At 70.6% G+C, this 14,414-nt stretch carries 11 protein-coding genes and 3 pseudogenes; 6 read left to right on the forward strand and 8 right to left on the reverse strand.

What is annotated here, in order from left to right; genetic code table 11:
* Window position 1: 1 nt before the first annotated feature.
* Both QF037_RS41905 and QF037_RS41910 read right to left on the reverse strand, forming a co-directional pair.
* Entirely contained in the window at window positions 2-1,957 is a 1,956-nt protein-coding gene (locus tag QF037_RS41905; protein WP_307034562.1) for an N-acetylmuramoyl-L-alanine amidase, read from the reverse strand.
* Window positions 1,958-2,231: 274 nt separating this feature from the next.
* Complete coding sequence (locus tag QF037_RS41910; protein ID WP_307034564.1) at window positions 2,232-3,371, reverse strand: aminoglycoside phosphotransferase family protein; 1,140 nt, start codon at window positions 3,369-3,371, stop codon at window positions 2,232-2,234.
* Between the two features lie 253 nt (window positions 3,372-3,624).
* Here QF037_RS41910 and QF037_RS41915 point away from each other — a divergent pair, with 253 nt between their 5' ends.
* Window positions 3,625-5,115, forward strand: a complete 1,491-nt coding sequence (locus QF037_RS41915) for a DNA-binding protein NsdB (protein ID WP_307034566.1) — start codon at window positions 3,625-3,627, stop codon at window positions 5,113-5,115.
* 42 nt (window positions 5,116-5,157) lie between these two features.
* Here the strand turns inward: QF037_RS41915 and QF037_RS41920 are convergent, their stop codons facing one another.
* Window positions 5,158-6,585: a PP2C family protein-serine/threonine phosphatase gene (locus QF037_RS41920; RefSeq protein ID WP_307034568.1), complete on the reverse strand. Its 1,428-nt coding sequence runs from the start codon at window positions 6,583-6,585 to the stop codon at window positions 5,158-5,160.
* Window positions 6,586-7,064: 479 nt separating this feature from the next.
* On the opposite strand from QF037_RS41920, the gene QF037_RS41925 reads away from it, so the two are divergent.
* Window positions 7,065-7,478, forward strand: a complete 414-nt coding sequence (locus tag QF037_RS41925; RefSeq protein ID WP_307034569.1) for an SsgA family sporulation/cell division regulator — start codon at window positions 7,065-7,067, stop codon at window positions 7,476-7,478.
* Window positions 7,479-7,492: 14 nt separating this feature from the next.
* On the opposite strand, the gene QF037_RS41930 is transcribed toward QF037_RS41925, so the two are convergent.
* The gene (locus tag QF037_RS41930; protein ID WP_307034571.1) at window positions 7,493-8,590 is read right to left on the reverse strand and encodes a baeRF3 domain-containing protein; all 1,098 of its coding nucleotides are present in this window, start codon (window positions 8,588-8,590) and stop codon (window positions 7,493-7,495) included.
* Window positions 8,591-8,737: 147 nt separating this feature from the next.
* On the opposite strand from QF037_RS41930, the pseudogene QF037_RS51135 reads away from it, so the two are divergent.
* Window positions 8,738-8,823, forward strand: a pseudogene (locus tag QF037_RS51135) (arginine deiminase family protein); the annotation flags it as partial.
* 1 nt (window position 8,824) lies between these two features.
* Here QF037_RS51135 and QF037_RS41935 read toward each other — a convergent pair.
* Window positions 8,825-9,238, reverse strand: coding sequence for a PaaI family thioesterase (locus QF037_RS41935; RefSeq protein ID WP_307034574.1), 414 nt, complete (start codon window positions 9,236-9,238; stop codon window positions 8,825-8,827).
* 79 nt (window positions 9,239-9,317) lie between these two features.
* Between QF037_RS41935 and QF037_RS41940 the strand changes: the two genes are divergently transcribed.
* Window positions 9,318-9,743 carry a MarR family winged helix-turn-helix transcriptional regulator gene (locus QF037_RS41940; protein ID WP_307034576.1) on the forward strand — a complete coding sequence of 142 codons (426 nt, stop codon included), beginning with the start codon at window positions 9,318-9,320 and terminating at the stop codon, window positions 9,741-9,743.
* A 37-nt stretch (window positions 9,744-9,780) separates the two neighbouring features.
* Here QF037_RS41940 and QF037_RS41945 read toward each other — a convergent pair whose 3' ends face one another.
* On the reverse strand, window positions 9,781-11,337 hold the full coding sequence (locus tag QF037_RS41945) for an alpha/beta hydrolase (protein WP_307034578.1): 1,557 nt from the start codon (window positions 11,335-11,337) through the stop codon (window positions 9,781-9,783).
* A 274-nt stretch (window positions 11,338-11,611) separates the two neighbouring features.
* On the opposite strand from QF037_RS41945, the gene QF037_RS41950 reads away from it, so the two are divergent.
* Window positions 11,612-12,262: a chaplin gene (locus tag QF037_RS41950; protein ID WP_307034580.1), complete on the forward strand. Its 651-nt coding sequence runs from the start codon at window positions 11,612-11,614 to the stop codon at window positions 12,260-12,262.
* Between the two features lie 181 nt (window positions 12,263-12,443).
* On the opposite strand, the pseudogene QF037_RS41955 reads toward QF037_RS41950, so the two are convergent.
* Window positions 12,444-12,662: pseudogene (locus tag QF037_RS41955) on the reverse strand (nucleoside deaminase); the annotation flags it as partial.
* 54 nt (window positions 12,663-12,716) lie between these two features.
* Between QF037_RS41955 and QF037_RS41960 the strand changes: the two are divergent.
* The gene (locus QF037_RS41960; protein ID WP_307034582.1) at window positions 12,717-13,994 is read left to right on the forward strand and encodes an IS701 family transposase; all 1,278 of its coding nucleotides are present in this window, start codon (window positions 12,717-12,719) and stop codon (window positions 13,992-13,994) included.
* A gap of 86 nt (window positions 13,995-14,080) precedes the next feature.
* On the opposite strand, the pseudogene QF037_RS41965 reads toward QF037_RS41960, so the two are convergent.
* A pseudogene (locus tag QF037_RS41965) lies at window positions 14,081-14,344 on the reverse strand (nucleoside deaminase); the annotation flags it as partial.
* Window positions 14,345-14,414 lie beyond the last annotated feature (70 nt).

Genomic DNA, 14,414 nt, shown 5'->3' on the forward strand with positions numbered 1-14,414 from the left:
CCTACCGGGAGACCTGCACGTCGACGTCGGCCGCCCGCACGAACGCCACCCGGTGACCGAACTGGATCTCGTAGTAGAGATCCTTGCCGACCACGACCTGGTGCGAGTCCGTGGTGAACGTGACCGCGTAGTAGTACTCACCCGGCACCTTGTCGCCGACCACGTACTTCTGGCCCCTGGGCAGTTTGTACGGCAGCGGCGACACCGCCTGTGCGGGCACTCCCGCCGGGTACGCGGAGGCCTCCGGGTAGGCGCGCCCGTACACCGGGACGCTCTCCACGCCGGCCTTGGGCGTCACCACCTGGCCCTTCGCGCTCACCGCGGCCGGGTCCTTCCCCGGGTTCTGGAACCAGGCCTTCTGACCCAGATACCAGATCGCCGTCCAGTCTCCGTCGCGCCCGGCGACCGCGTACTGCTGACCGGTGGAGACCCGCGAGGAGATGTCGTTCACCCCGGTGCCCGGCACCGTGCCCAGACCGATGTCCTTGATCAGGGGGTAGGTCGTGCCCGGCCCGGAGTACAGACGTACCTCGCTGGAGCCGTGCGCCGCACACGGCTCGCCCTTGGTGACGCAGCCCGTGTACTCCGGCTGGTTGGCCGCGTAGTCGGGCCGGATCGTCACCAGCGCGGCCTGCTTGCCGCCGGTCGCCTTGAAGGGCCGGCCGAGCAGCTCGAAGTAGTGCCGCCAGTCCCAGTACGGCCCGGGGTCGGTGTGCATGCCGCCGACGGTGGCCGTGGTCGGGCCCGGCACATTGTCGTGGCCGAGGATGTGCTGCCGGTCCAGCGGGATGTCGTACTTCTTGGCGAGGTACTTCACCAGCCGCGCCGAGGAGCGGTACATCGCCTCCGTGTACCAGGCGTCCGGATTGGCCAGGAAGCCCTCGTGCTCCAGACCGATCGACTTGGCGTTGACGTACCAGTTGCCCGCGTGCCAGGCCACGTCCTTGGCCTTCACATGCTGGGCGATATGCCCGTCGGTGGAGCGCAGTGTGTACTGCCAGGAGACGTAGGTGGGGTCCTGGACGAGGTTGAGGACGCCTTCCCAGGCGCCTTCGGTGTCGTGGATGACGATGTACTTGATGCTCTGTGACGTCGGCCGGTCGCCCAGGTCGTGGTTGCCGTAGTCGTTGTCGCCGAACTCCTCGTACGGTGCCGGGATCCACTCGCAGGACACCGACTTCGGGCACTCCGTGGCCCCGCTGCCGAGCGTCCGGAGACCGGCCCGCTTCAGGGCGGAGGGGTCCGGGGTGACGTCCGGCTGGGCCGCCAGGGCGACCAGCTGGCCGGCGTCCGTGGCGCGTTCCTCGCCGGCGCGGATCACGTCGTACACGTCGTCGGCGTATGCCGTCGCCGTCGCGGTGTCGTCGGCGCCCGAGAAGCGGGACACCGCCGCGTACCAGTCCGCGGGGTCATCGCTGAGCGGTTCGCCCAGGTCCTTCTGCGCGTGGGCCAGGAGTGCGGCGCCGCCGGCGATGTTCGCCGCGGGATCGGTCCGCAGTTCCTCGGCGCTGAGTCCGGTCAGTTCCGCCGCCTTCGGCAACGTCGTGAGCCGGGCCGGGAACTCCGTCGGCGCCGGCACCTCCGTCTCGGGCAGCAGGGCCGCCCGGGCGCTGTCGCCGCGCGCGTCCTCCGTGCCCTCGCTGTGGTGCGGGGCCTCGGCGAGCGCGGTCCGGGCGTCGGTCAGGTGCATCGGGCCGTAGCCGCCGGTCACACTCGGCGCCCCGGCGTGCGCGTCCCAGCGGGACTGAAGGTAGGAGACGCCGAGGAGGACGCTCTGCGGGACCTCGTACCGGGCGGCCGCCGAGGCGAACGCCAGCTGAAGGCTGTTCGCCGAGCTCTGTGCGCCGGAGGGGGTCGCGCCGAGCAGGGGCAGCAGCAGTGCCGCGGTGGCGACCGCGCCGACAGCGGCTCGCGTATGTCTGTGCCCGGAGGCGCTGGTCGGGTCGGATCCTCGCATTGCAGCCTCCTGGGACGGTCGGTCGCGATGAGCCGTGCGGGGCCGGGCGTGCGTCAGTGGTACCGGCTGGCCGACGATCCGTCAATCATGCCCAGGGAAAGACGAATTCCCTTGTCAAGCGGGGGTCCCGGGAGTTTCGTGGCGGCACCTTTCGGGCCTGCGGGGCGTCAGTGGCTTACACCAATGGGCCGTTTGCGGGCAGCCGTGCGAGGGCGGACATACGAAGGTCCGCGGTGCGCCGCTGTCTCGGGCGCACCGCGGACCTTCGTCCCCGTCAGCGAGTGCCGACCGCCGCGCGTACGGCCCGTCGGGCCAGCTGGCAGTCGTCGTGCAGCCGCCTCAGCAGTAGGCGCTGCTCCTCGCCGGACGGCGCAGCACCCGGGTGGGCCACTCCCGGTGCCGCCGGGGTCGTGTCGTGCATCGAACGCTGCACGGCCGTTTCATAGGTACGGATCTCACGGGTCAGCACGAGCATCAGGTTCACCAGGAACGCGTCGCGCGAGGCCGGGCCCGCCGACTGCGCGATCTGGCTGATCTGACGACGGGCCACCGGCGCGTCCCCGAGCACCGACCACAGCGTCGCCAGGTCGTACCCCGGCAGATACCAGCCCGCGTGCTCCCAGTCCACCAGCACTGGACCGGCCGGTGACAGAAGGATGTTCGAGAGCAGTGCGTCGCCGTGGCAGAACTGTCCCATGCCGTGCCGGCCCGCGGTCGTCGCGATGCCGTGCAGCAGCTTCTGCAGGTCACCCATGTCCCGGTCGGTGAGCAGCCCCAGCTCGTGGTAGCGGGAGATACGGGCCGCGTAGTCCAGCGGAGCGTCGAAGGTGCCCGCCGACGGCCGCCAGGCGTTCAGCCGGCAGATCGCGCCGAGCGCCGCCCGGATGTCCGCCCGCGGCGGGGACTCCGCCGGGTGCCGGTGCAGCGCCGCCACGCGTCCCGGCATCCGCTCGATCACCAGGGTGCAGTTGTCCGGGTCCGCCGCGATCAACCGGGGCACCCGCACGGGCGGGCGGTGCCGGACGAACGAGCGGTATGCCGCTATCTCGTGGCGGATCCGCTCGGCCCACGCGGGGGAGTGGTCCAGTAAGCACTTCGCAACGGCCGTGCTGCGCCCGGTCGTCCCCACCAGGAGGACGGAGCGACCGCTGCGGCGCAGCACCTGGACCGGAGCGAACTCCGGACAGATCCGGTGCACCGACGCGATCGCCGTACGCAGCTGCGCGCCCTGAGGGCCGGACAAGTCGAGTCTCCCGCTGAGCGGTTGGGTGCCGAGCCCCGGAGCGCGCCGCGTCCTGCCGGCACCGAGCACGGGGGCCGCCGGGCGAGCGGGGTCGAGGTAAGGGCCGCTGCCCGCCGGGCGGGGGTGCAGCGGCCGGGGCGGGGCGGACACGGAGGACGATGCTGCGTACATGGGCGAAACAGATCCCTTCGTGTGCCTGCAGTGCATGTCTGCGCAGTGCGCTGACCCGGCCCGACCGCCCGAGGTGCACCCTGGGGAGTGCTCCCGTCATATGGCAGCGGCCGGGTCGGGGTGGCGCGTTCCTACCTGACACCCATGGCCCAGTGGCACACCATCTGGCGCACCCTGGCGAACCCTGGCGAATAGTCGCTCGGCACCTCCCACCGGGCTACTGTCAACTCAGCCGAGAACCTGGGGGCTTGACGTGAGCGGACAACCCAACACCCGACTTTCGGACCTGTTCGGCCTGGCCGGCTGGTCCAAGGGTGAACTCGCGAGGCTGGTCAACCGGCAGGCGGCGGCCATGGGCCACCCCCAGCTGTCGACCGACACCTCACGGGTGCGGCGTTGGATCGACACGGGAGAGATCCCGCGCGATCCGGTGCCCCGTGTGTTGGCTGCCCTGTTCACCGAGCGTCTCGGCCGTGTCGTGACCATCGAGGACCTCGGTCTGGTCCGGCACGGGCGTACGGGGAAACGGCAGGACGCCGGGAGTGTGGAACATCCCGACGGTGTGCCGTGGGCGCCCGAGCGGACCGCGGCGGTCCTCACCGAATTCACGGGAATGGACCTCATGCTCAACCGACGCGGCTTGGTGGGTGCGGGCGTCGCGCTCACCGCAGGATCCGCACTCAGCAGCGCCATGCACGACTGGCTGCACTCCGATCCGTCCCTGACGGCCGACGCTCCCAGAATCGACGATCCCCTGCACGCCGACCCCGCTGGGTTCGACCGCTACGAGGCCGCCCCCATCGGATCGCAGGAGATCGAGGAACTGGAGCGTTCCGTCGAGGTGTTCCGGGCGTGGGACGCGGCTCGCGGCGGCGGGCTGCAGCGCAAGGCGGTCGTAGGCCAGCTCAACGAGGTGGGCGGCATGCTCGCCTACCGACACCCCGATCATCTGCAGCGGCGCCTGTGGGGCGTCGCCGCCAACCTCGCCGTGCTCGCGGGCTGGATGTCGCACGACGTCGGCCTGGAGCCCACGGCCCAGAAGTACTTCGTCATCGCCGCCCATGCGGCCCGTGAGGGCGGCGACCGGCCCCGCGCCGGGGAGGCGCTCTCCCGAGCGGCTCGCCAGATGGTGCACCTGGGCCGGCCCGACGACGCACTCGACCTGATGAAGCTCGCCCAGTCCGGCTCCGGAGAACAGGTGCTGCCGCGCACCAGGGCGATGCTCTACACCATCGAGGCCTGGGCACAGGCGTCCATGGGCAAGGGGCAGGCGATGCGCCGCACCCTCGGACAGGCGGAGGACCTCTTCGTCTCGGACCAGGGCGACGTGCCACCGCCGAGCTGGATGCAGACCTTCAAGGAGGAGGATCTGTACGGCATGCAGGCCCTGGCCTACCGCACGCTGGCGGAGCACGAGCCGACCGCGGCCGTACACGCCCAGCACTACGCGGAGAAGGCCCTGGCCCTGCGGGTCGACGGACGGCAGCGGTCGAAGATCTTCGACTTCCTGTCGATGGCCTCGGCCTGCTTCATCGCGGACGACCCGGAACAGGCGGACCGGTACGCCCGGCTGGCCCTGGTGTCGATGGGATCCAACTCCTCGCACCGCACCTGGGACCGGCTGCGGCAGATGTACCGGCTCACCGCCGAGTACTCCAGCTACCCGAAGATCTACGAGCTGAGGGAGGAGATCAAGCTGGCCCTGCCGAGGGTGGCCAAGGGCGGCAACAGCGCACGGGCATAGGGGGTTTGTGCGCTGGAACCCCGATTATCAGGCGGCCGATTCTCAGCCGGTCACCTTGGCGATGAGCACGCAGGCGTCGTCCTCGCGCTCGGTCCCGCCGAACTCCTCCACGACCATCCGTACACAGTCCTGTGCGGTGCGCGCCTCGTCGAAGCGCGGGGCCAGGTCGAGGAGAAGGTTCACGGCCGCCATGCTGTCGTGCCCGGGCACCAGCCCGTCGGTGTGCAGCACGAGCAGGTCGCCGGCTTCGAGTGGCTCTTCGGCCTGCTCGTAGGAGGCGCCCGAGGTCGCGCCGAGCAGGACGCCGTCCGGTGCGCTCAGCCTGCGCCCCGTCCCGTCGCGGAACAGCAGCGGGGCGGGGTGTCCGGCCTGCGCCCAGGCGAGTGTGCGGGTCTCGGGCCGGTAGCGGCAGCAGATCGCGCTGCCGAGCGCGGGCTGCACGGTGGCGTCGAGTAACTGGTTGAGCCAGGACAGCAGTTGTCCCGGCTGGGTGCCCGCCATGGCCATGCCGCGCACGGCACCCAGCAGGGTCGCCATGCCCGAGGTCACGGCGACGCCGTGGCCGGTGAGGTCGCCGACGCTGAGCAGCATGTCGCCGTCGGCGAGTTCGAGTGCGTCGTACCAGTCGCCGCCGATCATCGCGCTCGTCGAGGACGGCAGATAGCGCGCCGCCAGATCGAGGATCTCGGGGCTGCGTCGCGGGAGCCGCAGGGAGCCGCGCCACGGCGGTAGCACAGCCTCCTGCAGCTCGACCGCGAGCCGGTGCTCGGTCTGCGCGCGGTGCTGGTGGTGCTGCAGCGAGTCACGGGTCTCGCTCACCACCCGTTGGCTGCGGCGCAGTTCGCTGACGTCCCGCAGCACGGCCCACATGGACGCGGTGCTGCCGTCGGCGTCGAGCACGGGCTCGCCCATCATGTGCACGGTGCGCACGGCACCGTCCGCGCGCAGGACGCGGAACTCCCCGTCGATGGGCTTGGCGTCGACGAGGCAGTCCGTGACCATCGACGTCAGCTTCGGCCGGTCCTCGTCGAGCACCAGGGACGGCAGTTCGTCGAGGGTGAGCGGGGGAGTCTCCGGATCGCGGCCCAGGATCTGGTAGAGCTCGCCGGACCAACTGGCTTCGTCCGTCAGCAGGTTCCACTCCGCGCTGCCCACCCTGCTGAGCAGGGAGTCGCGCCGGGGAGCGGTCGGCGCGGTTCCGGTGGCGGGGGCCGGCTCGACCACCGCGGGTGCGGGTGGGCCCTCCCGCAGCTGGGCCAAGTGCTCGTCCAGGTCGTTGAGTTGGTGCAGCGCCAGGTCGTACAGCGCGCGCTGCCAGCGTCCCTGCGGGTCCGATCCGTCGTCCTGGGCGTCCCGTCGTACGGCGTGCACGTCGCCCTTGAGCCGTCGCGTCTGCGATATGAGCGCGTCGACCGAGCCGCCGCCCGGCGGCTGGGCGGCTGGGCGGTCCGCAGAGAGATGGGACGGCATGACGCGCTCCGATGCGGGGAGATACGACCAAGGCTGGCGGAGGGGCCGTTACGACTGTGGCACAGCCCGCGACGCCCTGTAAGGGATTCGGCAACACACGATACGGTGGTGCTTCTGGCATATGCCACAGTCTTCACGGAGGGGTTTCCCCGTGCGATTGGCGTACGGCACCCGATGGGGCAAGTTGTAGTCAGGGTACGTGAGTTGACGGATCCTGCGGGTCTCCGGGTCGGCATTCATTTATGTGTTCGACGGCCCTCTGTTCTATGCGGGCGGCAGGCGGGGACCGGACGGTGCCGGGGCGTCGCGCGCAGGGGTCTCGACGGCGGGTTCGGCGGGCGAGGAACCGCTCAAACCGCTTGGTGAGTGATGTAGGTCACATCAATTGATGCGGGCTTCGGCGTAATGCAAACGGCATCTGCGAGGTCGTAAAGACATCGGCAATACGGCCGACCTCCGACCCGTAGTGGAGACCGACCATGGACATCGATCTCGAGCAGTCCGCCCACGGCCGCCTGATCACCGGCGACGAGCAGGAACTGCCCGTCCCCACGACGCTCCGCTACGCCTCCGCGGACCCGCTCGCGGTGCACCTCGACTTCCCGCCCGAGGTCGCGCTCGACGGTGAGGTGGTCAGCTGGACCTTCGCCCGCTCCCTGCTGGAGGCGGGGCTGCGCGGCCCGGCGGGCGCCGGGGACGTGCACCTGTGGCCGTGCGGACGCGCCCGTACGGTCGTGGAGCTCCACTCGCCGTACGGGCTGGCCCTGCTGCAGTTCGACAGCTCGGCGCTGCGCCGCTTCCTGCTGCGGACGTACGCCGTGGTCGCGGCCGGTGAGGAGGATCTGAGTGCGGAGGTGGACCGGGGTCTGAGCGCCCTCTTCGGAAGTGTCTGAGGGCGCTCCGGTGTTCAGTACCGCAGAACCCCCGCGATCCCGCTCGCGTCGCCCAGCGTGCCGTCCGGTACGAAGCGGACCTCGGCGCCGGTCTCCAGACACTGCTCGACGATCTCGTCCACGATGTCCTCGCGGGCGTCGAGATCGCCGCTCAGGGCGGGGACCAGATGGTCGCCGCCCTCGTCGCGGACCGTCACCCGGTAGTTCTCCTCGACGGCCAGCAATCGGACGCGGCCCTCCCGGGCGCTCTGCCATACCTCGTCGACGCCGGCCGCGAACGCCCGGCGACCGCGTGCCGTCTCCAGCTCCCGGGCCACGGCGGCGGTGTTCTTGCGGGCCTCGGCCTCCTGCAGAGGTCGTACGGCCTGCCACACCGCGTCCGGGGTGCCGTGCGCGAGGCCGCCGTGCGGGACGTGGACGGCGTCCTTGGTGGCGCCTCCGACCTCGTCCAGCGCGGACAGCGCCGCGGTCTCGCCCGTGATGTAGAGCGGCCGCGGATCCTCTCGCAGGAGTCTGCCCATCGCGGTGTCGGCATCCCGCAGGAAGTGACGGGTGTCCTCGTCGCGGAAGGTGCTCGGCAGATCGCCGATCCGCTCCTGGCGCTCGGCGTCGAAGTTCTCCCGGCTCCTGGTCAGCGGGAAGCCGCCGGCGCGGTGCTCGGTGACCCGGTCCGTGCCGCCGTTCCACAGCGTGACCTGGTCGGCGGAGACCGAGAGCACCCAGAACGGCCGCTCGGAGGCCTGCGCGGAGACGAGATTGCGGGTCAGGAAGGTGTCCGAGAGGACCACGCGTTCGGGTACGGCGCGGGCCAGCGACCACACCTGGTGCTCACCCGGAGCGGCGAAGATCACCAGGCCGTCCTCGGCATGGGCCAGGTCCACCTCGGAGAGGGCCTGGTCGAGCTGTCGTTCGACATCGGCGCGCCGTTCCCGGCTGACCGCGGGATCGGCCTCCAACTGCTTCTTGGCCGCGGCCACGACATTGCGCAACCGGACCGGGTCCTGGGTGTTCTCGGGCTCCCGGCGATGTGTCGGCGTCAGCACGGACACGGCCGGATAGGGGCGCGGGCGCCGCAGCTCTGTGAGGGTCGTGGGACTGAGTGCGTGCTCCATATCAGCACGATAGGACTGATTGCCGGATAGGGCATTAGGGGCAGCCAAGTCGGGCATTCAGGGTGATTCGCTGTTAGCGTCGCCTGAGTCGCCGGATGACGCTCTCCGCATCACGCAGGGACGGCGTACTGGGTGCTGATCATGTCGACCATCGTCGGCGCCGAGTGGGGCGCGGGCGCGGCGGCGGGCACTGCATGACGTGCCCGATCGTGCGGGACCCGGTGGAGTTCTGATCTAGTTCTTCGCGTCGATCACCGCGATGTTCCCCTGGGCCACCGCGCACAGCGTCCGCTGTCCGTCGGCGTCGACCGTGCTCACGTCGCAGCGGCTCACGACACGAGTGCGGCCGGCCCGCACCACCTGGGCGTGCGCGCGCAGGATCTCGCCCGTCGCCGGGCGCAGGTAGTCGATGGTGAAGCCGGAGGTGATCAGGCCCGGCCCCACCACGGTGGCCGCGGCGAGCGTCAGCGTGTTGTCGGCCGCGTAGGAGACCACTCCGCCGTGGACGAAGCCGTACTGCTGGAACAGGTCCTGCCGGATGTCCAGTTCGAGGGTCGCCTCACCGTCCCCGAACGCCGTCACTCGGGCGCCCAGCAGTCTGCTGAAGGGCTGCTCCGCCAGGACCTTCTGTGCGAGGTCCAGATCCATGGTCAGGCCCACCTCTCACTGTCACTTCACTAGTGAAGTGAGGGTGGCGCGGTTCGATGTCCTCTGTCAAGATCGGCCCATGGTCGAGCCGGATCAGCGCCTGTACTACCTGATGCAGCGGGCGGCACACCGTCTGCGCACCACGCTGGACCGGCGCTGCCTCGCCGTCGCCGGCGTCACCACCCCACAGCTCGGTGCGCTGTTCGCCGTACAGGAAGAGCCGGGCATCACCCAGCAGGGGCTCGCCCACGCGCTCGGTCTGCGAGAGTCCGCAGTCACCGGGCTCGTCGGACGCCTCACCGCGGCGGGGCTGCTCTCGCGGCAGGCGCACCCGAGGCAACACCGGGCCGTGGTGCTGGAGTTGACGGAGGACGGCGAGGCGGCACTGGAGGCGGCCCGGCCCGAGATCGACCGCTTCAACGCCGAAGTGCGCGCCCTGCTCGGCGACGACGGCTTCGAGCGGACCGCGGCCGCCATGAACCGCCTCGCGCACTGGGAAGAGTGAGTCCCGGACACCCGATGCCCTGTCCGCGGCGGCGGTCTCACTCGTCGTCCGTCTCCGAACCACAGGAGCTGCCGCTGGGGGGCAGGGTCCCGTACAGGAGGAAGTTGTCGACCTTGCGCTGGACGCACCGGGAGGAGGCGTACCCGGTGTGGCCGTCGCCCTTGTTGTCGAGCACGACCGCCGAGCCGCCGAGCCGCTTCGCCGTCTCCACGGTCCAGCGGTACGGCGTCGCCGGGTCGCCGCGGGTGCCCACGAGGAGCATCTTCGGGGTGTCGACGTCCCGGATCTCGTCGCGGATGAAGTCGGTGCCCTTGGGGCGGCCGTAGCACGTCAGCACCTCGGTGAGACGGTAGCGGCCGAAGACGGGGGAGGCGTCCTCGTACGCGGCGCGCAGCCGGCCGAGGTCGCGGGTGATCTCGTCGGCGGTGGGCCGGTCGGGGTCGTCCGCGCAGTTGATCGCCATCAGCGCCGCCGGCAGGTTGTCCAGCGGGACCTCGTCCCCGTCGGCCAGCTCGCCGTCGCCTTTCGCGCGGCCGGGGAGCGTGATCCCGCCCGAGGCGAACGCCTCGATGCCCCGGGTGTCCCCGTCCTCGACGAGCTGGGCGAGGGCCCGCTCCAGCAAGGGCCACAGTTCCCGGCTGTAGAGGGCCTGTGCGAGGGCGCCCACGAGGTCCTGGCCGGTGAAGTCGTAGCCCCAGTCGGACGGCACCGGATCCTGGTCGAGCGAGTCGACGAGCCGGACGACCTGCTCCCGGGCCGTGCGCGGATCCTGGCCGAAGGGGCAGGCGATGTCCTCGGTGCACCAGTCGATGAAGTCCTCCAGCGCGATCTGCTGGCCCTCCGCACCCACCCTGCTCTGCTCGGTGAGCGGCTCCGTCAGTGTGTCCACACCGTCGAGCACCAACCGGCCGACCTTCTTCGGGAATTGAGCGGCGTAGACCGCGCCGAGCCGGGTTCCGTAGGAGAAGCCCAGGTAGTTGAGCTTCTTGTCGTCGAGGGCCGCGCGCATCACGTCCATGTCGCGGGAGGCGTTGACCGTGCCGATGTGCCGGAGGACCGGGCCGGAGTGCTCGGCGCAGGCGGCGGCGACCCGCTTCAACTGCCGCAGCAGCGCCCGCGGGTCGTCACCGCCCTCCGTCGCCGCGAGCGCCTCGTCGGTGCCGTCCCCGCAGCTGACCGGGGAGGACCGGCCGACGCCGCGCGGATCGAAGGACACGACGTCGTACCCCTTGGCCAGACCCATGAACTCGTTGCCGCTCGAGGCGAGTTCACTCACGCCGGCGCCACCGGGACCGCCGAAGTTCAGCAGCACCGAACCCCTCGGCTTCCCGGTCGCCCGATAGCGGGCCAGGGCCAGTTGGAGGGTTCCCGACGTGGGCTTGGCGTAGTCGAGGGGAACCGTGACCTTGCCGCACTGGAGATCCTTGGGGGCCTCCATGCCCTCGCACTTCGACCACCTGACCTTCTGGTCGTAGAACCGTGAGAGGTCGGGCCCGTCGCGGTGGGTGGTCGCCGTCGGCAGCCCCGCGCTCAGCAGGGCGAGGCCCACCGCTCCGGTCATCACACAGCGCCGCGTGGACAGCTTGGCCAGCATCGATGCCTCCATGGGCGCCCGCTGCGGACCGCGAGAACAGCGCCCTCGATCACCATAAGCGGCCCCCGGAGGCGCCGCCTCCGGACGGGCGGGCCCGTGCGGAGTGCCTTATCCTGCGCCCCTCCATGAGCATTCGACGGTTTTACGACTAGTTCGACAACCGTGTCGCTCGATGGGGTGAAAGGCCGATAAGCCATAACTCGGATGGTTTCACCTGCGTTTTATGGCATGCGGGTGAGTGCCCGCGAACCATGTTCTGGAAGGCAGGGAACCTATGAAACGGGTTACCCGAAACGGTGTGATCGCCGTCGCCGCCGTGTCCGGCGCGATGGCTGTGGTGATGCCCGCTTACGCCGACTCCGCGGCGGACGGCGAGACGGCCGGCTCGCCCGGGGTCGTCTCCGGCAACACGATCCAGCTCCCGGTGCATGTCCCGGTGAACGTCTGCGGCAACACCGTGAACGTGGTGGGGCTTCTCAACCCCGCCGCGGGCAACACCTGTGTGAACGAGGGCGGCGAGAACGGCCCGGCGCCCGCGGGCGCCGCCGCGCAGAGCAGCGGAAAGGATTCGCCGGGGGTGGTCTCCGGCAACGGTGTCCAGCTTCCGGTCCACCTCCCGGTGAACGTCAGCGGGAACGGTGTGAGCGTGGCCGGGGTCGGCAACGCGGCCGCTGGCAACGAGTCCGGCAACAGCTCCGGCGAACAGCCCGCCGAGACCCCCGTGAAGCCGGCACCCGAGCCGGAGGTCGCCCCTCCGAAGCCGCGCCCGGGTCCGAAGGCCGACGAGCCCGGGCCGGGGCAGCCCGTGTCCTCGCTCGCCCACACGGGAGCGGACCAGACCCTCCCCGCCGTCGCGGGCAGCGCCGCGCTGATGCTGGGCGGAGCCGCCCTGTACCGCCGCTTCCGCCCGCGGTCGGAGCGCTGACGGTTCCTTCACGGAGACGGAAGGCCCCACCGGGCGGTGACCGGTGGGGCCTCCGCCGACACCGGCCAAGCACACACGGGCCCTTCTCGTCAGGACGCCGGAGCTTTCCCGTCGGACACCACGCCGAGCGGGACCGTCCCGTCCGGTGCCATATGCCGGTACAAGGGCGAGATCGTAGGCGTCACCCCTGGTGGAAGCGCCGGTGGAGTGCGTGCACCTCCTCGGCGAGCGCCGGCACCGGGCCCTCCACGGCCACCCCGGGCGCCACCTCGTGCACCGGCAGGGTCCGCACCGGTGGCGAGGGAACCCCCAACTGGCTCAACCACTGGGCCAGTTGTTCCGAGGAGGCGACATACACGATGCGGCCGAGGCCCACCCAGGCGTGGGCGGCCGCGCACATAGTAGGGCTCCGTTAGGTCTTTCCGTTGGGCCTGATCAAGAGCATGTTGGGTGTGTGGACGCACATGAAGTGAACCGAGCTCGGGCGAAGTTGGCGTTATTCGTCGCTGATGTGTTTGCGTCGGTGTCGCGCAAGGATCAGCGGGCGAAGGGTGACTGCTATCTGCGGGGGCTGATGCTGGACGGGCGGCGCAAGTCGATCCAGCCGATGGCGGAGCGGCTGCCGGATGGCAACGAGCAGAACCTGCAGCAGTTCGTGAACCAGTCGACCTGGGATCCGGTGCCGGTGCGGCGCCGGATCGCGCAGCGGATGGTGCCGAGAATCGGGCCGGATGCCTGGGTGGTCGATGACGTGTCGTTTCCCAAGGACGGGAAGATGTCGGTGGCGGTCGCCCGCCAGTACTGCGGGGCGCTGGGCAAGCGGGCCAATTGTCAGGTCGCGGTGAGTGTGCACGCGGTCTCCGATGCTGCGTCCTGTCCGCTGCAGTGGCGGTTGTTCGTGCCCCAGGAGTGGGCGGACGATGCCGGACGGCGGCAGAAGACCGGGATACCGCAGGAGGTCGGGCACCGGGAGAAGTGGCGCCTGGCCCTGGACAGCATCGACGAGTTGGCCACGTGGAATCTGGTGCCGCCGGTGGTGGTGGCGGATGCCGGCTACGGGCAGAACGCCGACTTCCGCGACGGCCTGGAGGGCCGGGGCATCGGCTATGTCGTGGCGATCCGTTCGGATGTGAGCGTCCACCCGCACGATGCGCGGCCCGCCGCCCCGGCATGGTCCGGCAACGGCCCCAGGCCGCAGTCTCGTTACCGGGACAAGCCGTCCTCGGTGGCCGCGCTGGCGGCCGGCCGCGGGCGGCAGGCCTTCTCCGAGGTGACCTGGCGGGAAGGCTCCCGCGGACCGATGCGTTCGCGCTTTTCGGCACTGCGGGTGCGGCCGGCCGGGGTGCGGGCCCGCCGTCTGGCCCAGGCCGCCGCCATGGCCGAACACGGCCACTGGGACGGCGTCCTGCCCGAGGTGACGCTGCTGGCCGAATGGCCCGAAGGCGCCGAAGCACCCACCGACTACTGGCTGTCCAACCTGCCCGCCGACACCCCGATCGCCGAACTCGTCCGTCTGGCCAAGATCCGCTGGCGCATCGAGCACGACTACCGCGAACTCAAGCACGGCCTGGGCCTGGACCATTTCGAGGGACGTTCCTGGAACGGCTGGCATCACCACGTCACCCTGGTCACCGCCGCCCACGCCTTCCTCACCGAACAGCGCCTGGCCCCAAAAGCCGATACAGCGGACTCACCCTCTATCAGATCCTCGACGCCATCCAGGACCTGCTGAACTGCTGGACCGGCACCTGCACCACCTGCCACCGGCCGCTGCCCAGCAGGACCACACCAAGATCCAGAACGACCTAACGGAGTCCTAATAGGACAGTGCTCGCCGGAGGTGTAGACGGTCGCCGCCGCCCGCGCCTCGGGCGACATGTGGGCCGCGGACCAGCGCGCCAGCTCGAACTCGGGGTGGCGGGTGCGGTCCCCGGAGGCCACCCGGTTGTGGTCCTCGGCGAGCACCTCGCCGTCCGCTCCCACCAGCACCGAACCGAACGGCTCGTCCCCCGCCTCCAGGGCCTCGGCGGCCAGCTCCACACAGCGGCGCAGATACGGCAGCTCGGCGTCCTTCACGACCATGACGTGCAACCCTTCCGGCGGTGTGATCTTCGATCAGGCACCCTACGTCCGCCCGCACGCGAGCGGGAGG

This window comes from Streptomyces canus, from assembly GCF_030815415.1.
Taxonomy (GTDB): domain Bacteria; phylum Actinomycetota; class Actinomycetes; order Streptomycetales; family Streptomycetaceae; genus Streptomyces; species Streptomyces canus_F.

Coding starts and splice junctions, on each gene's coding strand:
- QF037_RS41925 (WP_307034569.1), top strand. CDS start 7,065: ATGGACATCGATCTCGAGCAGTCCGCCCACGGCCGCCTGATCACCGGC.
- QF037_RS41945 (WP_307034578.1), bottom strand. CDS start 11,337: ATGCTGGCCAAGCTGTCCACGCGGCGCTGTGTGATGACCGGAGCGGTG.
- QF037_RS41935 (WP_307034574.1), bottom strand. CDS start 9,238: ATGGATCTGGACCTCGCACAGAAGGTCCTGGCGGAGCAGCCCTTCAGC.
- QF037_RS41940 (WP_307034576.1), top strand. CDS start 9,318: ATGGTCGAGCCGGATCAGCGCCTGTACTACCTGATGCAGCGGGCGGCA.
- QF037_RS41910 (WP_307034564.1), bottom strand. CDS start 3,371: ATGTACGCAGCATCGTCCTCCGTGTCCGCCCCGCCCCGGCCGCTGCAC.
- QF037_RS41930 (WP_307034571.1), bottom strand. CDS start 8,590: ATGGAGCACGCACTCAGTCCCACGACCCTCACAGAGCTGCGGCGCCCG.
- QF037_RS41920 (WP_307034568.1), bottom strand. CDS start 6,585: ATGCCGTCCCATCTCTCTGCGGACCGCCCAGCCGCCCAGCCGCCGGGC.
- QF037_RS41905 (WP_307034562.1), bottom strand. CDS start 1,957: ATGCGAGGATCCGACCCGACCAGCGCCTCCGGGCACAGACATACGCGA.
- QF037_RS41950 (WP_307034580.1), top strand. CDS start 11,612: ATGAAACGGGTTACCCGAAACGGTGTGATCGCCGTCGCCGCCGTGTCC.